The 22,307-nt window shown below is 39.1% G+C and carries 21 protein-coding genes and 1 other RNA gene; 14 read left to right on the forward strand and 8 right to left on the reverse strand.

Going from position 1 to position 22,307, the window contains the following annotated elements; genetic code table 11:
• Positions 1–51 precede the first annotated feature (51 nt).
• A complete protein-coding gene (locus HNQ41_RS13295; RefSeq protein WP_184664918.1) occupies positions 52–693 on the forward strand; it encodes an HD domain-containing protein in 642 nt (213 codons plus the stop codon).
• Between the two features lie 14 nt (positions 694–707).
• On the opposite strand, the gene HNQ41_RS13300 is transcribed toward HNQ41_RS13295, so the two are convergent.
• Complete coding sequence (locus tag HNQ41_RS13300) at positions 708–2,018, reverse strand: C40 family peptidase (protein WP_184664919.1); 1,311 nt, start codon at positions 2,016–2,018, stop codon at positions 708–710.
• 181 nt (positions 2,019–2,199) lie between these two features.
• On the opposite strand from HNQ41_RS13300, the gene HNQ41_RS13305 reads away from it, so the two are divergent.
• The gene (locus tag HNQ41_RS13305) at positions 2,200–2,721 is read left to right on the forward strand and encodes a type 1 glutamine amidotransferase domain-containing protein (protein ID WP_184664920.1); all 522 of its coding nucleotides are present in this window, start codon (positions 2,200–2,202) and stop codon (positions 2,719–2,721) included.
• Between the two features lie 76 nt (positions 2,722–2,797).
• Positions 2,798–3,730: an alpha/beta hydrolase gene (locus tag HNQ41_RS13310; RefSeq protein ID WP_184664921.1), complete on the forward strand. Its 933-nt coding sequence runs from the start codon at positions 2,798–2,800 to the stop codon at positions 3,728–3,730.
• Positions 3,731–3,743: 13 nt separating this feature from the next.
• Here the strand turns inward: HNQ41_RS13310 and HNQ41_RS13315 are convergent, their stop codons facing one another.
• Positions 3,744–5,108 carry an MFS transporter gene (locus HNQ41_RS13315; RefSeq protein ID WP_246421686.1) on the reverse strand — a complete coding sequence of 455 codons (1,365 nt, stop codon included), beginning with the start codon at positions 5,106–5,108 and terminating at the stop codon, positions 3,744–3,746.
• On the opposite strand from HNQ41_RS13315, the gene HNQ41_RS13320 reads away from it, so the two are divergent.
• Positions 5,108–7,384, forward strand: coding sequence for a DEAD/DEAH box helicase (locus HNQ41_RS13320; protein ID WP_184664923.1), 2,277 nt, complete (start codon positions 5,108–5,110; stop codon positions 7,382–7,384). The genes HNQ41_RS13315 and HNQ41_RS13320 overlap by 1 nt on opposite strands.
• Positions 7,385–7,390: 6 nt before the next feature.
• On the opposite strand, the gene HNQ41_RS13325 is transcribed toward HNQ41_RS13320, so the two are convergent.
• The 3 genes from HNQ41_RS13325 to HNQ41_RS13335 are packed head-to-tail and all read right to left on the reverse strand — an operon-like array spanning position 7,391 to position 11,112.
• A complete protein-coding gene (locus HNQ41_RS13325; RefSeq protein ID WP_184664924.1) occupies positions 7,391–8,494 on the reverse strand; it encodes a Ger(x)C family spore germination protein in 1,104 nt (367 codons plus the stop codon).
• Complete coding sequence (locus tag HNQ41_RS13330; protein ID WP_184664925.1) at positions 8,491–9,588, reverse strand: GerAB/ArcD/ProY family transporter; 1,098 nt, start codon at positions 9,586–9,588, stop codon at positions 8,491–8,493. Before HNQ41_RS13330 ends, HNQ41_RS13325 begins: the two co-directional genes overlap by 4 nt.
• Before the next feature lie 15 nt (positions 9,589–9,603).
• A complete protein-coding gene (locus HNQ41_RS13335) occupies positions 9,604–11,112 on the reverse strand; it encodes a spore germination protein (protein ID WP_343043370.1) in 1,509 nt (502 codons plus the stop codon).
• Positions 11,113–11,245: 133 nt separating this feature from the next.
• On the opposite strand from HNQ41_RS13335, the gene HNQ41_RS13340 reads away from it, so the two are divergent.
• Positions 11,246–12,517: a ribonuclease H-like domain-containing protein gene (locus tag HNQ41_RS13340; RefSeq protein ID WP_184664927.1), complete on the forward strand. Its 1,272-nt coding sequence runs from the start codon at positions 11,246–11,248 to the stop codon at positions 12,515–12,517.
• Positions 12,518–12,537: 20 nt separating this feature from the next.
• Here the strand turns inward: HNQ41_RS13340 and HNQ41_RS13345 are convergent, their stop codons facing one another.
• Complete coding sequence (locus HNQ41_RS13345; RefSeq protein WP_184664928.1) at positions 12,538–12,858, reverse strand: 2Fe-2S iron-sulfur cluster-binding protein; 321 nt, start codon at positions 12,856–12,858, stop codon at positions 12,538–12,540.
• A gap of 322 nt (positions 12,859–13,180) precedes the next feature.
• Between HNQ41_RS13345 and HNQ41_RS13350 the strand changes: the two genes are divergently transcribed.
• The 7 genes from HNQ41_RS13350 to HNQ41_RS13380 all read left to right on the forward strand — a co-directional run bounded on the left by HNQ41_RS13350 (position 13,181) and on the right by HNQ41_RS13380 (position 18,665).
• Positions 13,181–13,498, forward strand: a complete 318-nt coding sequence (locus HNQ41_RS13350; RefSeq protein ID WP_246421687.1) for a CotD family spore coat protein — start codon at positions 13,181–13,183, stop codon at positions 13,496–13,498.
• Positions 13,499–13,569: 71 nt separating this feature from the next.
• Complete coding sequence (locus HNQ41_RS13355; protein WP_184664929.1) at positions 13,570–14,151, forward strand: SLOG family protein; 582 nt, start codon at positions 13,570–13,572, stop codon at positions 14,149–14,151.
• A gap of 46 nt (positions 14,152–14,197) precedes the next feature.
• On the forward strand, positions 14,198–14,521 hold the full coding sequence (gene gpsB / locus HNQ41_RS13360) for a cell division regulator GpsB (RefSeq protein ID WP_184664930.1): 324 nt from the start codon (positions 14,198–14,200) through the stop codon (positions 14,519–14,521).
• 15 nt (positions 14,522–14,536) lie between these two features.
• Positions 14,537–14,935, forward strand: a complete 399-nt coding sequence (locus HNQ41_RS13365; RefSeq protein WP_221301944.1) for a reverse transcriptase-like protein — start codon at positions 14,537–14,539, stop codon at positions 14,933–14,935.
• A gap of 207 nt (positions 14,936–15,142) precedes the next feature.
• Positions 15,143–15,537: RNase P RNA component class B (rnpB, locus tag HNQ41_RS13370), an RNA gene on the forward strand.
• A gap of 147 nt (positions 15,538–15,684) precedes the next feature.
• Positions 15,685–16,824 (forward strand): THUMP domain-containing class I SAM-dependent RNA methyltransferase, encoded by a 1,140-nt coding sequence (locus tag HNQ41_RS13375; RefSeq protein ID WP_184664931.1) that lies wholly within the window; start codon positions 15,685–15,687, stop codon positions 16,822–16,824.
• A gap of 185 nt (positions 16,825–17,009) precedes the next feature.
• The gene (locus HNQ41_RS13380; RefSeq protein ID WP_184664932.1) at positions 17,010–18,665 is read left to right on the forward strand and encodes a sensor domain-containing diguanylate cyclase; all 1,656 of its coding nucleotides are present in this window, start codon (positions 17,010–17,012) and stop codon (positions 18,663–18,665) included.
• A 164-nt stretch (positions 18,666–18,829) separates the two neighbouring features.
• Here HNQ41_RS13380 and HNQ41_RS16880 read toward each other — a convergent pair whose 3' ends face one another.
• Positions 18,830–20,008 (reverse strand): Mur ligase family protein, encoded by a 1,179-nt coding sequence (locus tag HNQ41_RS16880; protein WP_184664933.1) that lies wholly within the window; start codon positions 20,006–20,008, stop codon positions 18,830–18,832.
• Between the two features lie 383 nt (positions 20,009–20,391).
• Between HNQ41_RS16880 and HNQ41_RS13390 the strand changes: the two genes are divergently transcribed.
• Positions 20,392–20,634 carry a DUF2564 family protein gene (locus tag HNQ41_RS13390; RefSeq protein WP_184664934.1) on the forward strand — a complete coding sequence of 81 codons (243 nt, stop codon included), beginning with the start codon at positions 20,392–20,394 and terminating at the stop codon, positions 20,632–20,634.
• Positions 20,635–20,863: 229 nt separating this feature from the next.
• Positions 20,864–21,883, forward strand: coding sequence for a GTP 3',8-cyclase MoaA (moaA, locus tag HNQ41_RS13395; protein ID WP_221301945.1), 1,020 nt, complete (start codon positions 20,864–20,866; stop codon positions 21,881–21,883).
• Between the two features lie 69 nt (positions 21,884–21,952).
• Here the strand turns inward: moaA and HNQ41_RS13400 are convergent, their stop codons facing one another.
• Positions 21,953–22,255, reverse strand: coding sequence for a HesB/YadR/YfhF family protein (locus HNQ41_RS13400; RefSeq protein ID WP_184664936.1), 303 nt, complete (start codon positions 22,253–22,255; stop codon positions 21,953–21,955).
• Positions 22,256–22,307 lie beyond the last annotated feature (52 nt).

Genomic DNA, 22,307 nt, shown 5'->3' on the forward strand with positions numbered 1-22,307 from the left:
AAATATGTAATTACACTGATTTTTTTACATCAAACGGAGGAGGAAAATACTGTGCATCAACAAACAATACGAAATGCTGAAGAAAAAGTTCAACGATTTTTTGCAAATGACGCTACAGGACACGATTGGTATCATACAGACCGTGTTCGAAAAGTTGCCATCGAAATCGCCAACCATGAAGGAGCTGATGCGTCAATTTGTGAATTAGCTGCTTTACTGCATGATGTCGCAGATGAAAAATTTCATGAAAGTAAAGAGAATGGAGAAAAATACGTACGTGAATGGTTAATGACATGTGGGGATCGTGAAGTAAATGTAGAAAAAGTGATGAATATTATCACAAAGCTCTCTTTTCGGGGAGGAGGGGGTCAAGCGCCAAGTTGTTTGGAAGGAAAGATTGTGCAAGATGCAGATCGTCTTGATGCAATAGGAGCGATTGGTATTGCTAGGTGTTTTATGTTTGCAGGCGCGAAAGGTGATGCAATGTATGATCCTAGTATCTCACCTCGTGAGCACATGACCGCTACATCGTATCGTCAAGAAAAGTCGTCGGCAATTAATCACTTTTATGAAAAATTACTGAAGCTAAAAAATAGAATGAACACAAAAACAGGTGAAGAAATCGCAAAAACGCGCCATCAACGTTTGGAAACATTTCTAGACGCGTTTTTTCAAGAATGGAGTGGAAAGTAAAAGAAAAGAAGGACTTACTTCTCTACTAACGTTTTTGCACCTAAGTACCTGTCGCTCCAATATGACTCATTTAGGTTAGAAGTTGTGACACCGGACGAGGTGCCAGCATGAATGAATTCCCTATCTCCTAGGTAAATGCCAGCATGAGAAGGGCCTTGTTTGTACGTTTGAAAAAATACGAGGTCACCAGGGCTAGGGTTCGGTACGCTTGTGCCTTCATCCCACATTTCTCGAACTGTACGTGGGACGTCAATATCTATTTCTTGAAAGACATATTGAATAAATCCACTACAATCAAAGCCGCTTTGTGGTGAATTACCCCCCCAAGTATAACGGGTTCCGAGCCACCGTTTACTTTGTTTAATTAAAGCGTCTTGCTGTGATGTGGAACCATCAAGAGGGGGAGTGTCATTTTCGGTACTAGTACTAGCATCGGATACTTCTGCTGATACTTCCTCTAAAGTTTCTTCGTCTTGTAATTGTTCGTACGTGGTAGAATCAACTTCACTCGTTACCGTAATATCAGCAAGATTTTGAAAAGATTTAATCGCTTTTTTCGTCTTTGGACCAAAAATACCATCGATTTTACCATTGTATAGACCTACCTCTTGTAGTGTTTCTTGCGTTGAACGAACGTTTTTCCCTTCATCACCCATTTCAGTGAGGTGACTTTTCTGATTAGAAGTTTCGTTTGTTTGCAAGTGGTTTGAAGGTGAGGCGTTCCTTCTGTCAGTGGGGTGATACACGGTTGAAGGGTCATTGATCGTTTCACTTTCGCTTGATTGAACGCTTATTGTTGTTCGTTGTCCTAATAAATGACCCAGGGTTTCTTCCCCGGCTAAGCCATCAATTTTCAGACCATGATCGCGTTGGTAGCGTTCAACAGCTTTTTTTGTTTTAGGTCCAAAAATACCATCCTTATTATGCAAGTAGTAAGCTACTTCTTTTAACGCACGTTGTAATTGCTTTACTTTTTCTCCTTGGTCACCTTGTGAGAGAACCGTTCCTTCATAAGAAAATTCGTTTGTATTTTGATTGTTAACCGAGATAAGTTCTTCATTTTCATCAAGGGTAGGAAGTTTACGATCTTTATTGTGGCCAGTACGGAGTTTTACATGGAATTGAGAAGTCCGTTCGGTTTTGGGCTGGTCGACAGATGGACTTGCAAAAGTTTCGTTTGTATATAAAGGTTTGGTAGAATGAGATTGTACCTTGTTTTCGTTAGTTTTGATGCCATCAAGATCTGTTAAGGGTGTTGTTAATGCCATACTTGCGACCATTGTGGACGTGACCGTTTTCGCCGTCTTACGGGTCGAGTAAGTCATGATGATCCCCCTATCATTGGTTGTCGTAAGGCGTACAAATCGTTCATTAATTTATGTATGCAAAAATGTAGACGTTTAGAATAGATATTAGATGTTTACGTTTTGAGTAGAGCGGAAAAAGGATGGTACATATATTATTGGGACATGTTAAACATTGATATTATCGTTAGGAGGGCGAGAAATGCTTACAGGGAAATCGATCTTAACGGTCGTTTCAAATGACTTTGAAGATTTGGAGCTATGGTATCCGATTCTTCGTTTACGTGAAGAAGGCGCTGAGGTTCATATCGCAGGAGAAGAAGCAAACAAAACGTTTGAAGGAAAGTATGGGGTGCCTGTCACTTCTGATTATCGTTTTGAGGACATTAATATCGAGGAGTATGATGGCCTCCTTGTTCCTGGAGGGTGGTCACCAGACTTACTCCGTCGCTTCGACAGTGTGTTAAATATGGTTAAGTATATGGATGAACAGAAACGGCCAATTGGGCAAATTTGTCATGCTGGATGGGTGCTTATTTCTGCAGGGATATTAAAAGGAAAACATGTAACGAGTACACCAGGTATTAAAGACGATATGGAAAATGCAGGAGCCATTTGGTACAACAAAGATGTTGTCGTAGACGGACACTTAATATCTAGCCGCAGACCACCAGACTTACCGGCTTATATGAAAGCATACATTCAAGCGTTTCAAAATGAATAAGAAGGAAATTGCCCGGCTCTCATCGAGTCGGGCAGTTGTTCATGTAAATGGTGAGATTAAGAAGGTGGGGGAGTATATGGTATTTTCAGAAGATATGATTTCACACATTCAACAACAATCATTTCACTTTAAAAATGAAAGTGATCCATTAAACTTTTCTTATATAAGCGACTACTTGAAGTATTATGGTTTTCAACAATCGCTCATTTCTTCATATTTCAACCATTGGTCAACTGTACATGGAGAAAAAATTTTTGTTCAAGTATTCATACCAGAAAAAGTAAAGTCTTATGTTGTTGTTGCTCACGGTTATTTAGATCATACAGGCGGGATCTCTCTACTCGTTAATGACTTATTGAAAAACGGGTATGCTGTATACATTTACGATCAATGGGGGCATGGTTTATCTTCGGGGAAGTCCGCTGATTTAGAAGACTTTCAAATATACATCGATGTATTACAAACGGTTTATCATGATTTGATCGAGTACGGTTTTCCTGCTCCTCAGTCGGCCATTGGGCATAGCACAGGAGCGGCTATTCTTTTTCACGGCGCATGTCAGCGTCTTTTTGATATCTCCTCACTTATATTGGTGGCTCCGTTATACCATCCGTACAAGTGGAAGTACTTCCAATGGGCGCTTCCCTTTATTGCAAAACAAATCAAACAAAAAAAGCGCGCATATCGTAAAAATTCAAGCAGTCATCAATATTTATCGTTTGTGGAAAGTGACCCGTTACAAACCGAATCACTTCACACTAATTGGCTACTGGCATTAAGGCAATGGCAAGAGCGAATATCCACCGAACACTTTTGTTCTATTCCAACTTATATTATTCAAGGGACAAAAGATACAACGGTCCATTGGAAGGAGAACTTGTCTTTCTTTACGCAAGCGACATCGACATTGCAAATCGCTTTAGTTGAAGGTGGAAGACATCAATTATTAAACGAGCGAAAAGGGGTCCGCCAACTTGTTTTTGAACGGATTTTAACACGTTTAAGTTAAATCGTTGATCCGATTAAGATCGGGTAAAGAAATAATGAATTGTAAAGAAGGTGAACATAAAAATTGCAGCGGCAAGCAATTGTATATCTGGAATGCTAGATATAACACCTACAAATGTAGAACCGACGACAACTCCGAGTGAAAAGCAAGCATAAAAAAGGCCAAATGCCTTGCCGCGTTCATGTTTATCACTTGCATCAACAACCAATCTGTTCATGGAAGGGAAGATGAGCGCAAAACCAATGCCATACACACCCATAATCAAAAACAGTCCGACTGTCGTTTCGTTTATCGCTAACATCATTAATGCAGCAGCAACTGCTAGTTGACCGATTAGGATCACCCGTTTCGGTGTATAAGTGTCAAATAATCGGTTAAGTGGGCTAAGGAACACAAATATCGCCACGATACCAAAGGTGCTTATCACAATACCGGTCATCGCCGAACTATGCCCTAAGTTTTCTAATTTCAAAGGAAGGGCAAAAGTGAGCGCCCCCATCGTCGCCATTAATGAAAAGGCACTGGATGAAGCAGTCAAGATCGTATTCTTGGTGATTAACGTTTTGATTTCACTCATTTTAAACGTCCGATTCTCCCTAACCGTATAAGACTCATGAAAGCGTGGCACGACAAAGATGGCGACAAGGAAGAACAAAATTGCCACAAGCAGAAACACCACTTCAGTTCTATAATAAGAAGAGATAATCCCTGCTAGTGCTGGTCCAATAATCGCTGCTGTACCAATACTTGCACCAGAAAAGGCCATCGTTTTTCCTCGTTTACCTGAAGTAGATATATCACTTAAATAGGCAAAAGAAGCAGGGATTAAAATGCCACCAGCAATTCCGTGGAGGAGACGGATGAAAAATAAAAGTAACCCACTGTTTGCAAACGGGTAAAATAACAACATTGCCCCTGCTGTCAGCATACCTATTACCATCATTTTTTTTCGACCAAACCGGTCAATCCAATGTCCTGACAGGGCGTTGCCAATCATATTGGCAAACGAATAAACACCGATAATTAGCCCGATCAAAAATGAACTCGCCCCAACTGACTCAGCGTAAGGAGCGATAATCGGGAGTTGGATGAATGTATCTAAAAACGCAATGATAATGACGATATAAACTAAAAAAGCCATAATAAAACACACCTTAGAATGTACATATTGTTTCTTTTCTACTATACAAGTATTACTCATGAAGGTAAAGCGAGCATACATGAAAGCTTTGTGACAAGACAACATCATTCGGGTGTGAAAAAGTAGGTAGGACAAGCACTCAGTTAACCATAAATGTATTATGTAAACAGATAAGGGCAGATGTTGAAAAGAGGAACACACAATCGATATAATACAATGTTTAGGAGGGGGGAACATTGCGATTTGGTAAACGACAGTTAAAAGATTTAGTAGGAGATTTAAAGCAAGATGAAAACGTAGCTTACCATTACGAGCTCGAGCCAAGAGAAGCGAACAGAGAACCTTTTCCTGACGAATTAGCTGAAAACATTCAGTCTGCACTACAAGAAAAAGGAATAGACGCTCTTTATACGCATCAAGCAGATGCCTTCCGTGCTGTGCAAAGAAATGACAGTATTGTTGCTGTTACACCAACCGCTTCTGGTAAGACGTTATGTTATAACTTACCTGTTTTGCAACGAATAAGTGAAAACCGAGAAAGTCGTGCACTGTATATATTCCCGACAAAAGCGTTAGCGCAAGACCAAAAAGCAGAAATGCAGGAGATCATCCAAGCGTTAGATATGGACGTGAAAAGTTATACTTATGATGGCGATACACCGTCTAATATCAGGCAAATTGTACGTCAAGCAGGGAATATCGTGATGACGAATCCAGATATGCTCCATTCAGCGATCCTTCCTCATCATACGAAGTGGATTTCGCTTTTTGAAAACTTAGAAACAATCGTAATTGATGAATTACATACATACCGTGGTGTTTTTGGTTCGCATGTAGCCAATGTCATTCGGCGATTAAAACGAATTTGCCATTATTATGGTAGTAACCCGACATTTATTTCTACATCAGCAACGATTGCTAATCCAAGAGAGTTGAGTGAAATGCTTACTGGAGAAAAAACAACGTTGATTGATCGAAATGGGGCTCCCCAAGGAAAAAAGCACTTTTTCTTGTACAATCCACCTGTTGTAAACGAAGAATTAAATATTCGTCGTAGTACGACTACTGAAGTGATCAAACTTGCGACCTCATTTTTAAAAGAAGATATACAAACGATCGTTTTTGCGAGGAGTCGCGTTCGAGTTGAAATTATTTTGAGTCATTTACAAGAACTAATAAAAGGAACATTTGATGAAACGGCAATACGCGGGTATAGAGGCGGTTACTTACCAAAACAACGGCGAGAAATCGAAGCAAATTTACGAGATGGAGAAACGAAGGGCGTTGTTAGTACAAATGCACTTGAATTAGGCGTGGATATCGGCCAACTTCAAGTTTGTTTGATGACGGGATATCCCGGTTCAGTGGCATCATGCTGGCAACAAGCTGGTAGAGCAGGGAGGCGCCAAGACGAATCGGTCGTGATTTTTGTTGCGCAATCGTCGCCTATTGATCAATATATTTTTCAACACCCGGAATTCTTATTTGAACAAAACCCAGAAACTGCGCGGATTAATCCGGATAATCTGATCATTCTTGTTGACCATTTAAAGTGTGCTTCATACGAATTACCATTTCAACGCGGTGAGACTTTCGAGGGTACAAGTGTAGAAGAGATTCTCGAGTTTCTTTCTGAAGAGCAAGTTCTTCACGAACAACGAGGGCGCTGGTATTGGATGAACGATGCGTTTCCAGCGCACAACATCAGCCTTCGTTCTGCAGCACAAGAAAATGTCGTCATCGTCGATCAAACAGATGTTGCTTTTCATCGCGTCATCGGTGAAATGGATACGTTTAGTGCACTAACGCTTTTACATGATGAGGCGATCTACCTTCATGAAGGAACGCAATATCAAGTTGAACACCTCGACTGGGAAGAGAAAAAAGCTTACGTTCGCGAAGTCAGTGTCGATTATTATACCGATGCCAACTTAGCCGTCCAATTAAAAGTACTCGAAGAAGATGCGAACAAGTCATTTCATGATCAAGCCGTTGCGTATGGAGATGTCATGGTGACGGCGATGGCAACAATCTTTAAAAAAATAAAAATGGAAACGTTCGAAAACGTCGGTTCAGGTCCGATCCACCTACCAGAACAGGAGTTACACACGAATGCTGTCTGGTTTTCATTCTCAAAACAATTGCTCACACGATTCACAGAGAAAGCGGTTGAACAGATGCTCATAGGGTTAGCTAATGTTTTACAACACGTTGCGTCTATTTACGTAATGTGTGATAAAAGCGACCTCCATGCCGTCCCGCAAGTCAAAGCCGCTCACTCAGAGCAACCGACCATTTTCTTGTATGACCGTTATCCTGGTGGGATCGGATTAAGTCAGCGTATTTATGAAAAAATCGATGAAGTCATGCGAGATGTGTATGAATATTTACAAGCTTGTCCATGTCAAGAAGGGTGCCCCTCATGTATTGGGCTATCTTCAATAGAGGGGAAAAATGATAAAAAGTACGTTTTTGACTTGTTAGAAGAAACCCCTTTTGTGAGTAAAAAATGATCGTCCTTACTCTTCGATTCCAGTACTAAGGATCGTGACGTCTGCATTTATGTTTACGTCTAGGTTTTTATACGTCTCATCCCAGTCATCGTTAGAGATGTCATACCCTTTACTACGAGCATGCATACCGATCGCCAAAGGGTCGGTATTGTTTTCTTGTAGTTGAGTGACCAATGCTCCTGCCTCGTTTTCAATTTGTTCTTTTGTGGCTGAGGTAATCTCATTTAGCTTGCTAGAAGATAGTGTTTGACCTGAATATTCGTTGATCCTGGCTTTGAAATCAATATCGATTTGTAATGACAGACTTGGATCATTGAAGTCGAACGTATAATTTGCTTCACTCATAATGTTACGGAGCACAGTAAATTCATTTTCATCTTCGTCTAAAGCAATTTCTATGGCGCCTCCATCGTTTAATTCTTCGAGAAGCAATTTCATCATAAACGATTCACGTAACGACAACTTACAAACAGCACGATCTTCATTAAATGTCATGATCCCATTTACTTTTAGGTTTTCGTCTTTTTCTTTAACGACAGGAATAAAGGGGTCCGCCCCTTCATCGTAAAACCTCGCTAAGTAAATGTGTAAGTTTGTCTTCGGAATATTTTGGTCTTCGATGTTTTGGTCGACTAAATCATTGATATACCGGGCGACATGTTCTTCAATCGGATATGTTTGATCAAGTAAGTCCAATACACTTTTATCTTCGACACCAATTAGCTGCACGCGCATACCAATTTTAGGGTCGCGGAGAAACGTATCAACGAGCTCGCTGACCCCTTCTTGTAAAAAGGTTTCATCAAATAAGATGGATTGTAGTTTCCCGTTATGTAAACGTTTTGAGGATTGCGCATCAAGTTTTACTTTAATATCTTTAGCGGTTCTTGATGTATCTGTGATGATCTCAGTTCGCGTTTCCCCTTCAGTTTCAGAACCGTAGATAGGGATCGTAACAGTTCCGCGAAAATGGTTATCATCAATATAGTCAAAACCGATTGTATGCATAATACGAATTTCATCTAAAATATTTTGTTGCGGACCACACCCTGTTATGAAAAGAAGAAGGGCGAGTGATAACTTAATCAACCGCTGACCGTTGCTCTTCATGACGTTTCTCCTTTCTTTTTTTTCACTTTTGAGATCACAAAGAGAACAGGTATGTAAATGCCTAGTATCATCATACCGACTTTTGCAACAGTTTCTGTTAGCCAGACTGTTTGATCATACGTTTGAATGATCAGTAGAGATAGGTAGGATAAAACGAGTCCGATCGTTAACGTATGTTTTTGTTTCATCCCCGTCATTTGTTTAAATCCCCGACTAAAAACCCAAAGGGCAATCGTTAAATTCGGCATAATAACAATCAACCAAAGGGCAATGCCAACGTACTCAAAGCGTTCAATAATCGGGAGTTGAATAATTTTCCACATACTTAATGTAGGGTAAAGTAACTTCTTAAGTTGAGGTTCGCTGTAAAATAAAAAACTCGTCAAAGCGACAAAGAAATGGGCAATGACCGTAACCCCGTGACCAAAATGCGCCCATTTTTGCGATGCCTTTCCATTTTGAATGAAAGGATAATAAAAAAGGATTGCTTCAAAACCGATAAATGAAAGTGTCATCGTTTCTACAGCGCGAATTTGTTCAGAAACACTTGTATCGAATAAAGGCAAAATATTCATCGTCTCGCCGAATTCAAGTGGAGCGAGATTTGTAAATAGTAGCCATATCGGGATCATGAAGCCGAAAAAAGCAACACCAGTGACAACGCGAAAGCCATGATAGATCGCATAACCAACGACGAATAGGAGAGGGATGGCTAGTTCTGTCATCGTTACTTTTGGAAACATCCAGAGCTGGATGATGTGAATATATGTTCGTAAAACTGCGGTAGCCATAAAGAAAAAATAAAAGAGGAGGACCATTGTGAGCATGCCACCGACCCATTTCCCGAAATACGCCTTGTGAATGGCAGGAAGATGATTTCGGTTTTCATCAGCATTTAAAATTTCATAAATGAGCCAAATGATACCGTGTACGATCAATCCGGCAATAATAATCGCGATCCATGATTGATAACCTGCCTCAATTGCTATTTGTCGTTGGAAACTTAAAATTCCGATTCCTGCTTGCATCGTGTGAACAAGAAAGAAAACGAGCTGAGGTTGGATGTGATACATCGCTTTTTTAGGTTGGCTCACGATGAATCCTCCTTATTAATCGATATGTTCATCAATATCTTCATTTTTATTGAGTAACTCTCTGATCGAAAAGCGTTTTCCATGTTCTGGTTGTACATATGTTGAACGTTTGAATTGTAAAGAAAATGGTAAGCGGAAAAAAGCGTCACGTAAGTCGTTGCTGCGCGGTGGAAAAATAGGCTCTAAGTAAGGTCGGCCGATCGATTTTAAGGTTAATAAATGAATGATCATAAACATTGACAATATCGTGATCCCAATGATTCCCCAGATTTGTGCAAAAATAAGAAAAGGAAAGCGGATAAGACGAATCGTATTCCCGATTCGGTAAATGGGCGTTGCAAAGGAAGCTAATGCAGATAGTGCCACGACGATGAGTAAAATATTACTTGTTAAGGAAGCTTCGACTGCTGCTGTTCCAATGACAATCCCCCCGACAATACCAATCGTTTGTCCCACTTTTGATGGTAAGCGAGCGCCAGCTTCACGCAATAAATCGATGGTAAGTTCAAGGAAAAGGGCTTCTATGATTGGTGGAAACGGGATATCTTCTCGTGATATGACAAGTGTTGACAATAAATCCATAGGAATTAATTCTGTATGATAAGTTAGCACCGCTACATATAAAGAAGTAGCAAAGATAGAAAATAGTACAGCAAACAATCGAATTAACCGGTAAATCGATGCGATGTGCCATGATAAATAGTAATCTTCAAAGGCAGAAAAAAACTCAATAAATCTTGTGGGTGTTGTAATCGCTGTCGGTGAACCATCTACCAGAACAGCTACTTTCCCTCTAGATAATTCAGAAGCAACGCGGTCGGGTCGCTCTGTATCTAATAGCTGAGGGAATGGACTATGCTTATTATCTTCAATCATTTGATTAATGTATGAGCTATCGATAATTTCGTCATAATCAATGTCACGAATGCGTTGCAATACTGTATTTACGTTCTCCGAATTGGCGATATGTGATAAGTAAAGGACGCTGACTCTTGTGTTCGTTAAAGAACCGACTGTAATGTTTTCAACCGTTAACTCTGCAATTTTCAGTCGTCTTCTTAGTAAATGTAAGTTCACATCTAAATTTTCAACGAACGACTCTTTTGGACCGAGAACACTATATTCAACTTCAGGGACGGTAACAGCGCGTCTTTCAACCGATGGAGCTCGAAGAAGAAGGCCATAAGGATCCGCCTTTTCAAATTGGATAAAGATGTAGCCACTTATTAACCTTTTTTCAATCTCTATTGGGTCTGCTGAAATCTCAGTGTCTTCAATAGGGATCAAGGATTTTACATCTCGTAGTGTTGAGAATGACCCTTTTTGTAAAACGGGTAAAATTTGTTCCTTGAAAAGCTGTCCGTCGACCATCGTTTCAAAAAAAGTGTATGTGAATGTTTGTTCATACTGAGTTGTGAGGGTATGGCGAACAAAGTCTTGAGACTTTTCGCAAGCCCGAAACACTTCTGATAATGATTCTTTCGGCCTTCTTAGGTCATCGCTCACTTTATTTGATTTTGTCACCGCTTCACCCTCCATTTTCCTGCAGCGTCTTTTGTCATATTTAGTAGTATGAAAACATCGACTGGTTTTCTATTCACAAATCTTCACTTATAATAAAAGGAAAGCAATGTTGAAAAGAGAGGACGTTTAAACGTTGAAGCATAAATTGCAGCGGATGAAAACGCATATGTCAGGTGTTAATCAAAGCGATGAAATTGTAAAAAGTGAACAAGAAGCAAATAAGATTTCAGACTTTTCGTTTGATAGACGAGCGTGGCAAGCACTGGGGTTTGAGGAGTATTGGTTAGAAGACGAAGTATCGATGGTCCGCAAATCAAAGATCCCTAGTGATACGAAACATGGACGATACCGATTCTCTGACTGGTATGAAAAGACGCGAACATGGGATCAGGTGGATATCCCACACCCTTTATCTACAAAAGGAATTGACCCATCTAAGTTGTTTTTTTTCGATATTGAAACAACAGGCCTTTCCAGTGGAGCGGGAACACAAGTATTTATGATCGGATACGTACGTATGTTCGATTCTTATGTCGAAGTCACTCAACATGTCTTACCTGATCCTAGCTGTGAAACAGCTTTTTTTCATGCGTTTCTTAACGAATTTTCAGAAGATGACTACCTTGTGACTTTTAATGGAAAAGCGTTCGATTGGCCACAGGTGAAAACACGGCATACTTTTGTAAGGAAGAGAGTCCCTTCTTTACCGACATTTGGTCATTTTGACCTTTTACATGGTACGCGTCGTTTTTTCAAACATCGGTTACCGTCTTGTCGCTTAGCCATTATTGAAGATCAAGTACTTCATGTTGATCGCGGGCACGATACACCAGGGGATATGGCACCTCTTTTATATTTTGAGTATTTAAAATCAGGGGATCCTTCCCCGTTACAAGCGATCGTCGACCATCATCGGTCTGATGTTTTATCGTTAATCGCGCTTCATGCTGACTTATCTTCCCGTGTTTTAGAGAGCGAACAAGCTGACGATCTTTTGATTAGTGCTCAATGGTATTCAGCGCTGAAAGATGATGACATGGCTTTTGCGAGGTTTCAGCGTGCTTATGAGCTTACTGGGAAGGGGGAAGCTGCTTTTTATAGTGGAATGTTATGTAAAAAGTTGACTTCACCGGACGAAGCGGTGCATTGGTTTGAAAAAGCAATCACGTCAAGCCATGTGAAAAAGACAGATGCATTGGTCGAACTTGCAAAATACTATGAACATGAACGAAAAGCCTACGATTGTGCGTTACGTTTTGTCCGTGAAGCAGTACAAGAAGAAAAATGGAGAGAACGGGTTAGCACAAATAGTAATGGCAAAGTCTTAACCGAATTACAAAAACGACTGCAACGGTTAGAAAAAAAGCAAAATCATTACAAAACAAATAGGCCCACTCATATGTGAGTCGGCCTATCGTTTCATCGTTATTCAGTTGGACGTGGCCCTGGATCATTTCCTGTACTCGATACAGTCATACTCGGTTTAACAGTAATATCACTTTCTACTTGAACTTGACAGGAAAGGCGTGTCGTTGACTCGATTCCTTTTTTAGTAAACGCGGCCTTCTCTGTTTCTGTAAATGGACCCAAATCACCGTCAATGACTTCAACACGGCACGTGGTACATTTTGCCTTACCGCCACAACGATGCAGAATATCAATTCCGTTGTCTTCGAGTGCTAAAACAAGCTTTGTTCCTTTTTCAACTTCAAAAGGTTCGTGACCTGGCACTGTAATTTTCGCCACAATGTTTTCCTCCTTTATGGTATAGAAGGTGTTATTCATCTCCTATATATCTTATTTATTATGAATAGAAACTTATGACTATTTCCTGGGGAAGCGCATGTTTCGTGATGTTTCGCGATGTGTTTTTTAGCCTAGATAAAAAGATGTGAATTATACTCGTATCCGCTCTAAAATTGTCGAGAGTTTCGTTTTTAGCCAAGTTTTTTCAGAGACCTCTCCTTGTAAATAACGAAAAGGGTTCGAAATTAGGTGTTAGAACTAGTACAAAGAAAGCGACATACTCATAAGTTACTATTGAATGATCTTTAAAGGAGGTAAAAACATGTTTCCACGTAGTCCACATGGGCAACCACGAGGATATATGATGCAACCGCGCGTTCATCCAACGCGATATGACCAACGTCACTTCTGCTGTGATTACGTTGTACCAGAGGTCCATCCAAGTCATACGAAAAATATTTATCACCACCGTTATAACCATGTTCACCAATTCCCTCATTCGGAATCTAGATATGACACCGTTTCGCACCAACACTTTGTTGGTGGACCAGGACCAATGGCAGGGCCAGGCGGAGCACCAGGACCAGGACCAATGGCAGGGCCAGGCGGGGCACCAGGACGTCGTCGAGGTTGGTTCTAGATTAAAACGAGAAGGAGCTGTCCGGTATATCGCCGGTTCAGCTCCGAAAATTTTTGGGGAGTGAAAAAGTTTTGGGATATGTACTAGCTGTCACAGGTTATAAACCTCATGAAATTGGTATACAATCAAATAATCATCCGCAACTTCCTTTTTTAAAACGCGCAGTAAAGAAAAAATTAGCTGCTGTTATAGATGACCTCGGTGTGGAATGGGTCGTTGTAAGCGGACAAATGGGCGTTGAATTATGGGCTGCAGAAGCACTACTTGATATGAAGAGTGATCTAAACGTGAAACTCGCCGTTCTTAAACCGTTTTATCATCAAGATGAACGCTGGCCGGATGAATGGAAAGTCTATTATGAATCTGTATGCCAACGTGCCGATTATACAGATACAATTTCCAAGCGTCCCTATGATAGCCCCGCACAATTACGTATGAAAAATGAATTTATCATTGAAAAAACAGATGGATTACTCGTATTATATGATGAATGGACACCAGGGTCACCGTCTTACTATATTGAAGCAGCTGAAAAAAAGGCAGAATATAAAATGTACGACATCATGTATTTAACGCCCGATGAAATACAGGATATGATTCATGAAGAGGCTGAACACCATCACGAAGAAATTGACAACGAGGATGGTTTTTGAAAGAATAAGTACAGTGGGATGGATTGAGATGGCGAGGTGAATACATATGGAACAGAAAAGTGTCTCACAATTAACGATTAAAGATATTTTGGAAAAAGATTTTAAAACGAGTTTTCGTGGATATGATCAAGATGAAGTCGATGAATTTCTCGATCAAGTGATTAAAGATTATGAAGCGTTTGAAAAAAGAATTGAGTCTTTAGAGACAGAGGTAGAGCGATTCAAAAAAGAATCAAATAACAACCCGCCACTAGAACAAAAAAAAGCACAACAAACAACTGCGACTACGCCAACGGGGAATACAAATTACGATATTTTAAAAAGACTTAGCAACTTAGAGAAACATGTGTTCGGTGGTAACAATCGCTAAAAGGAGCTTCTAATCGTGATTGAATTGTATATAGATGGAGCTGCTAACGATTTACAAAAATGCGCGGCTGCAGGGGTGTACGTGAAAAAAGAGGACAAAACTTCGCTTGAAAAAAGCATTCAATTACCTGAAATGACAAATCATGAAGCGGAATTTGCAGCCCTTTCATTAGGGGTCAAATTATGTGCAGACATTGCTAGTAACCAGTCGATCCTTTCTATTCGAACGGATTCGCAAATTGTTTGTGATGCAGTAGATAAGCGTTACGTCAAAAACGAACAGTTTCGTCCTTACTTGCAGGAAGCGTTAGCTGTTCTCGATGAATCGTTTGCGATGCATTTTATTAAGTGGATACCGTCCTCGAAAAATGGATATGCAGATGCATTAGCGAAAAAAGCTTTAAACGAAAGTTAGATAGAACTCCTATTTGTAAATATGGCACAAGATGAAATGCATGCGTTTTTTAACAAAAAGACAAAGTTAAGCTTTTAAAGGCAAATACATTTCGTAAGAAGAACCGTTAGATAAACGCTGTTATAAAAATGTTGAAAAAACTTGACCAACCCTTGAAATTCCAATTTAAGTGTGGTACTATAATTATTGTCACTTTGAAAGATATTTACATTTCGGTAACCGCTGCGCATTATGCGTAGAGGAAAGTCCATGCTCGCACAGCCTGAGATGGCTGTAGTGATCGAGCTCGGCCAATTCATAAGCCGGGGTAGTTCGCGATGCGGACTAACGGCAGGGAAATGACCTACGTCGAATTTTCGATATGGTCAGATTACCTTGAAAGTGCCACAGTGACGAAGTCTGTCGAGAAATCGACAGAGTGGAACGCGGTAAACCCCTCGAGCGAGAAACCCAAAAATAGGTAGGGGCACCTTCTCAAAGGAATGAAACGGAGAGAAGGACGGGATACTTCATAGTGTTCCGTAGACAGATGGTTACCACCGGAGTACGAGGGATAATCCGTCCTGCTAGCAGTACGAAGGGACAGAACATGGCTTACGAAATGTAAATATTAGGATGCGATAAGGTCTGACCTATTAAATTGTGTCAGACTTTTTTTATGTCATACATAGATGATTAAAATGTCAATTGTAGTAAATAATTGGAATAATGGATAAAAAACTCGTTGATGACAAAGAAGGGATGAGACCATGAGAACGGTCACATTAATTGCAACAGCGACGATGGGATTAGAAGCACTTGTGGCAAATGAAGTCCGTCAATTAGGTTATGAAGATGTCGTTGTTGAAAATGGAAAAGTAACTTTCACTTCTGATTTGAGTGGGATTGCGCGAGCAAATTTATGGCTTAGAACAGCTGATCGCGTGAAATTAAAAGTTGGAGAATTTAAGGCGACGAGCTTTGACCAGCTATTTGAAGAAACCAAATCACTACCTTGGCCAGATATCATTCCTGCAGATGCTGAATTTCCGGTCATCGGTCGTTCGGTAAAATCACAACTGTTCAGTGTGCCGGATTGCCAAGCGATCGTTAAGAAAGCGATCGTTGAGAAAATGAAACAATCTTATAACAAAACATGGTTTGAAGAAACCGGTTCATTTTATCGGGTCGAAGTTGCATTACATAAAGATGTCGCGACGCTAACGATAGATACAACGGGAGAAGGACTACATCGCCGCGGCTATCGTTATCTTCATAGTCAAGCGCCATTAAAAGAAACACTTGCTGCGGCGATGGTGAAGTTAACCAATTGGCACCCAGACCGCCCTTTTATTGATCCGTTTTGCGGTTCAGGAACGTTGCCGATAGAAGCAGCATTAATCGGTCAAAACATTGCTCCTGGGTTTAATCGCTCTTTCATATCGGAAGCCTGGGATATGATTCCGAAAGACATGTGGCGTTACGCTCGTCAAGAAGTTGAAGACCACGCTAATTATGATCAACCATTACAAATTAGTGGGTTTGATGTCGACCATAGAATGATTGAGTTAGCAAAACACAATTCTCAAGAAGCTGGCTTCGCTGATTTAATTTCGTTTAAACAAATGCATGTAAAAGATGTCACAGCGAAAGATTCTTACGGAGTCATTGTCGGTAATCCACCATATGGAGAACGGTTAAGTGACAAAGATGAAGTTGAACAGATGTATCAAGATATGGGAGAAGCTTTCCGTTTATTAGAAACGTGGTCGGTCTATATATTAACTTCTCATGAAGAGTTTGAAGACCTTTATGGAAAGAAAGCGACGAAAAAAAGAAAGCTTTATAACGGAAATATAAAAACGGATTACTATCAATATTGGGGCCCTAGACCACCGAAAAATCAGTGATATGACGGGTTTTATAGAAGTTTTAGTCATAAGTACGAAATAATTGGCTATTTTGAGCCACCTCTTTTTCAGAAATTTTGAGAGAGAGGTGGCTTTTTGTATGTTAACGAATTTTTTTACTTTTTATTAATTATAATCTGGTGTTATAATTCATTTGAGGGAGAATCTGGAGGGTGTGTTTTTTCATGGATATTTCAATGATGGAATCTATTCCTGTACCGATGTTTTTGTATAAAGAAAAAATTGTTTCAGCTAATTCTGCATTTCTAAAATTAACAGGTTATGATATAGAAGAAGTTAGGGATAAAGAAGTATGGGAATTTTTTGATGAACAATCCCATGATGAAATAAAATATGCTGTTCAACAAAGGTTACTGAATAACTTTCCACAAAAAGAATATCAACTAAAGCTTTTTACTAAAAAAAATAACCGACATTGGGTTCATGTTGTTACAACAACAGCATATTTTCATAATGAATACATAGGCTTAGCAACTCTTTTTGATATCACAGAGAAAAAGGAATTAGAAGAAGAACTGTTCTTAAAAAATGAGCTTTGGACAGATATTTTCAACCGCCATAGTGCAGTGATGTTACTTATAGATTCTGAATCAGGTGAAATTGTAGATGCAAACCCTGGCGCAGAAAAATTTTACAAATATACAGCACACCAATTAAAAAAAATGAATATTAATCAAATTAACACAATGTCGAAAAAACAGATTTATGCAAAAATGAATAAAGCGAAGAAAAGAAATGAAAATGAATTTTTCTTTGAGCACAAATTAGCTAATGGTGAACGCCGTCATGTTCAGGTATTTTCTTCAGAAGTTCAAGCAATGGGGAAAAACCTTCTTTTCTCTATTATTCATGATGCTACTGACAGAGTCGTGTACGAACAAAAGTTGTTGGACTTAAATACGGAGCTTGAAGAGAGTAAACAAAGATATAAATCTCTCTTTTCTTATAACCCCAACATATCATTTGCTTTAGATGTAAATGGATATTTTACACAAATCAATGATGTATTAGAAACAATCTTAGGGTATTATGATGATGAACTGATTAATAAAAGGTTTGATAGTGTTTTGAAAGGCAGTAGTAAAAAAGATGCTAATTATGCTTTTCAACAAGTATTAGACGGAGAAGCGGTAAACTTCATTACAGACGTTATTCGTAAAAATGGGTCAATAGTCAATCTTAATGTTACTGGCGTACCAATAAAAACGGGAAATAACGTTGTTGGTGTTATGGGCATTGCTGAGGACATAACAGAAAGAAAAAGACTTGAAAAGGAATTGAAATTAAAAAATGAAACTTTAAAAAAGTTTTCCTCTATGGATGGATTAACAGGTGTTTCTAACCGACGTTATTTTGATGAAAGACTTGAAAAGGAATGGAATCGTTCCCTTCGCTATCAACAAAACTTGTCTTTAATTATGTTTGATCTGGATCAATTTAAACCCTATAACGATACGTATGGGCATCATAAAGGAGACCAATGTTTAAAAGCAGTTTCGAAGGCTGTACAAAACACTTTAAGACGCTCCACTGACTGTTTAGCTAGGTATGGTGGGGAAGAATTTGCTGTCATTTTACCTGAAACGGATCACCAAAGTGCCCTTCATACTGCTGAAATGATTCGATCTACGATAGAGGCGTTACATATTCCACATGAGAATTCTAAAGTGAAACCAATTGTAACAGTAAGTGTTGGCTTTGTAACGCTTGTCCCATCAGAAAATTTGGATATAAAAGATCTAATCGAAAAAGCTGATTCAGCTTTATATAAAGCGAAGAACTCTGGAAGAAATAAAGTGGTAGAGTATATGCGTGTATAAGATCAATGACTATCAATATAGAGGTCCAAGACGACCGAAAAAGAACGAATCCTAACGACCTAAACTGTTTCGAGCAATGTCGCTTGAGGCAGTTTTTTTGTCATGACAAGGCAAACAGGTGTAAGTGACGATCCACTGTTACACCTGTATTAGTCTCCTTCTTTTTATTTTTTTGAAGCCTTCTTTTTCTTTGCCCTTTTCCTTTTCTTTGACGGTGTTGAATGACGATTTGAGTTATTTGAAAACTTCGTACTGTAGTGAGCGATAAATTCAGACGTCTCTTTCATACTCATTCTGTGTGAACCCTTTACTAAAAAGGCACTATTAGAACTAAAGTGCTGTTTTAATTTTTTATGCAACGCTGTTCGGTTTGTAAATGGAAAAATCTTTTCTTGTGGGAATCCATTTTTACGTGCAGTTTCTGCGATTGTTTTCGCCTTATGGCCGTAAGTGTAAATCATATCGATTTGATTATCTGCTAAATATTCACCAATCTGCTCATGTGCGATCGGGGAATAGCTTCCTAACTCTAACATACTGCCTAAAACAACAACCTTCTTCTTGTTTTTTCCTACATTTTTTAGTACTTCAACAGCTGATTTTACAGATTGAGGATTTGCATTGAAGGTATCATCAATTAGAAGCGATTGGTGCCGGAGGTTAATCACATTTAATCGTCTCGAGGGCATATTGCACTTCTTTAAGCCTTCTCTTATTTCGTTTACTGAGAAATGAAGGTTATCAGCAATGGCAATCGCAAACAACGCATTTAGTACATTATGATGTCCGAATGTCGGTATGAAAAAAGTTTCCAGATTGTTTTTAATCTTTACTTGAAACGTCATCCCTTCACCTGTATATTTCACATTTTCGGCTTGGTAATTTGCTTTATTTTTTATCCCAACGGTAATTAGCTTTCCTTTAAGTTTTTCAGTATGCAATAATTTTGAATTTTTATCATCTTTATTGATCACAAGCTTACCCTTTGGGTGTAAGTGTCTAATTAAAACAGACTTTTTTCTAGCGGTGGATTCAATACTATTTCCAAGTTTTCCGAAGTGAGCAGAACCAATATTTGTAATTGCACCTATATTAGGTTGAATATGCATGAAATGATTTTTTCCAGCATCTCTACCCAAGCCCATTTCTAAAACAATAGCTTGATGAGATGGTTTAATGCTGTTAACCATTCGTTTTGTGTGTTGAGGTAAATTTTGGTTCCTTTTCGTTTTAAGAACGTTCCAGCGCATCTTTAAAATAGAATAAATAAACGCTGTTGTTGTTGATTTTCCTGCACTACCTGTAACAGCAATGGTAGGAATTTTAGGAATTAACGGTTTCACATTGACACTCCTTTCTTATTAGGGGGATAATGTTAGTTTATTACCTGAAAAGATGGCTTGTGTTAGGTGGTAGGTTTAATTTTTGACATCTGTACATGAATCAATTGTTCCGCCTATTCATAAGGCTATATTGTACATTGATGTTTCTTTATCGAAAGTTCCTGTCTTTTCCACTTCAGAAGACTTTTTTGCTTGTATTTTTTAGCTCATTTTTTCAAATAGTAACGATAACAACCAAGTTTTTGACAAAAGAGTACTTAAATAATTGAAAAGTGGACAAGATGAACAAGAGGCAACGAGAGATGGGTTTAAAGGGAATAGAGAAAAAGTTAATAAATTGTTGATAAATGAAATATTTCACCATTTTAAAGGAGGATATCTTCATGTCAGAACCTTTTAACGATATCGAACAAGTAGAAATGGCTGTTAAAGCTGCAGAAAGAATGGTCGGTCAAGCGACAATGAGTATGGATGAAGAACAATTACAAAACGCTGATCAGGCATTAACTGATGCTAAAGAGATGTTAGAGTTTGCAAAGCAGCATGAAATTGAAGGTGAAGTACGTGCATATTCAGAAGATATGATCAATCGGCTTGATCACCAATTGCACGAAGCAAAACAATGATGACATAAAAAAATAAAAGGCAACGCCTACCTTCGCGTTGCCTTTTATTTTTTTATGTGCGTGAAGTTGGTCACAGTATGAACATACAAAAAATCGTACAATGAAATGGACATATCAAAAAAGAACAAATTCATGCTTTAAAATAAATACTACGATTAAAATCTTCCCGAATTATCTGTTCATGTGTAAAAAAACGAGCTATAATAGAAGTGCTAGGAGGATGTTCACTATGGCCAATCGATTACGTGATGCATTATCACGCCCGTTAAAAGATCTACGATTATCTGTTACTGACCGATGTAACTTTCGGTGTAGATATTGTATGCCTCCGGAAATGTTTGACGAAGGCTTTGAGTTTCTACCGAAACAACAAGTCTTAACGTTCGAAGAAATGGAAAGAATTGTTCGATTGTTTGTCCAAGCTTCCGGTATTGAAAAAGTGCGCATTACAGGTGGAGAACCACTTATGCGCAGTCAATTGTCCCATTTGATCCAACTCATCTCAAAGGTAGATGGGATTCGAGATATTGCGATGACAACGAACGGATCATTGCTAACAAAGCACGCTCAAAACTTGAAAGAAGCTGGACTTGACCGTGTCACAGTAAGCCTTGATTGCTTAGACGATGAACACTTTCGTTACATTAACGGTCGAAATATAAGCGTTCAACACGTTCTCGACGGGATTAACGCTGCGGAAGAAGCGGGTTTGGAAGTGAAAGTTAACATGGTCGTTAAGCGCGGCATGAATGATGAAGATATTCTTCCGATGGCTCGCTATTTTAAAGGAACAAATATCATTTTACGATTTATCGAATATATGGATGTAGGTAACGCCAATGGCTGGAAACTTGATCACGTTGTTGGTAAACGTGAGCTATATGATATCATTAATAAAGAAATGCCTATCGAACCTGTTGACCCAAATTATCGTGGGGAAGTAGCAGATCGTTTTCGTTATAAAGATGGTAGCGGAGAAATTGGTATTATTTCCTCAGTAACCGATTCATTCTGCCAAGATTGTAGTCGAGCTCGGGTTTCTCCAGAAGGAAAATTAATTACTTGCTTATTTGCAAGTGAAGGCCATGATTTACGCGATGTGCTTCGCTCTGGAGCGTCAGATGAGGAAGTGATTGAACACATAGCCTCAATCTGGGAAAAGCGTGATGATCGTTATTCAGAAGAACGCTTCCAACAAACAGACCAAGATAAAATAAAAAAGATCGAAATGTCCCATATCGGAGGATAAAAAAGCTGACGTACGGAAAAATGAACCTTTCCGCTGCGTCAGCTTCGTTTATGAAGAAGAAATTTTCTGTTATTGTGGGTTACTTAAATCATCAATATATGGATTTTCAAATACCATCATTTCGTAATCTGGGTCATAATCGATCGTCATTCCATCAAAATACCACGCATCGTCTTGGGTAACAAAGAAATAAATCCCTTCAATGTCCTCGATATGTGCACCGTCTTGTAGTTCTTCTTTCATGACACCTACGGAAAAACCCCCAGAGCCACACCCACCAACGCGGACATATAAGCGTATCTTGTCACCGGCCTCTAAGTTCATTTCTTGTTTATAAAATCCTACTGCACGTTCAGAAATTGTTAAGTCCATATATATGCCTCCCTTACTCCTTCGATATCATAACGTACATTTTTGATTTACG

This window comes from Texcoconibacillus texcoconensis (genome assembly GCF_014202575.1).
GTDB lineage: Bacteria > Bacillota > Bacilli > Bacillales > Salisediminibacteriaceae > Texcoconibacillus > Texcoconibacillus texcoconensis.

Bases quoted from the DNA above. Each gene is read 5' to 3' on its own strand.
- HNQ41_RS13310 (WP_184664921.1), top strand. From the start codon at position 2,798: ATGGTATTTTCAGAAGATATGATTTCACACATTCAACAACAATCATTT.
- HNQ41_RS13305 (WP_184664920.1), top strand. From the start codon at position 2,200: ATGCTTACAGGGAAATCGATCTTAACGGTCGTTTCAAATGACTTTGAA.
- HNQ41_RS13325 (WP_184664924.1), bottom strand. From the start codon at position 8,494: ATGAAGAGCAACGGTCAGCGGTTGATTAAGTTATCACTCGCCCTTCTT.
- moaA (WP_221301945.1), top strand. From the start codon at position 20,864: ATGGCCAATCGATTACGTGATGCATTATCACGCCCGTTAAAAGATCTA.
- HNQ41_RS13375 (WP_184664931.1), top strand. From the start codon at position 15,685: ATGAGAACGGTCACATTAATTGCAACAGCGACGATGGGATTAGAAGCA.
- gpsB (WP_184664930.1), top strand. From the start codon at position 14,198: ATGGAACAGAAAAGTGTCTCACAATTAACGATTAAAGATATTTTGGAA.
- HNQ41_RS13315 (WP_246421686.1), bottom strand. From the start codon at position 5,108: ATGTTCCCCCCTCCTAAACATTGTATTATATCGATTGTGTGTTCCTCT.
- HNQ41_RS13390 (WP_184664934.1), top strand. From the start codon at position 20,392: ATGTCAGAACCTTTTAACGATATCGAACAAGTAGAAATGGCTGTTAAA.
- HNQ41_RS13400 (WP_184664936.1), bottom strand. From the start codon at position 22,255: ATGGACTTAACAATTTCTGAACGTGCAGTAGGATTTTATAAACAAGAA.
- HNQ41_RS13350 (WP_246421687.1), top strand. From the start codon at position 13,181: ATGTTTCCACGTAGTCCACATGGGCAACCACGAGGATATATGATGCAA.
- HNQ41_RS13300 (WP_184664919.1), bottom strand. From the start codon at position 2,018: ATGACTTACTCGACCCGTAAGACGGCGAAAACGGTCACGTCCACAATG.
- HNQ41_RS13380 (WP_184664932.1), top strand. From the start codon at position 17,010: ATGGATATTTCAATGATGGAATCTATTCCTGTACCGATGTTTTTGTAT.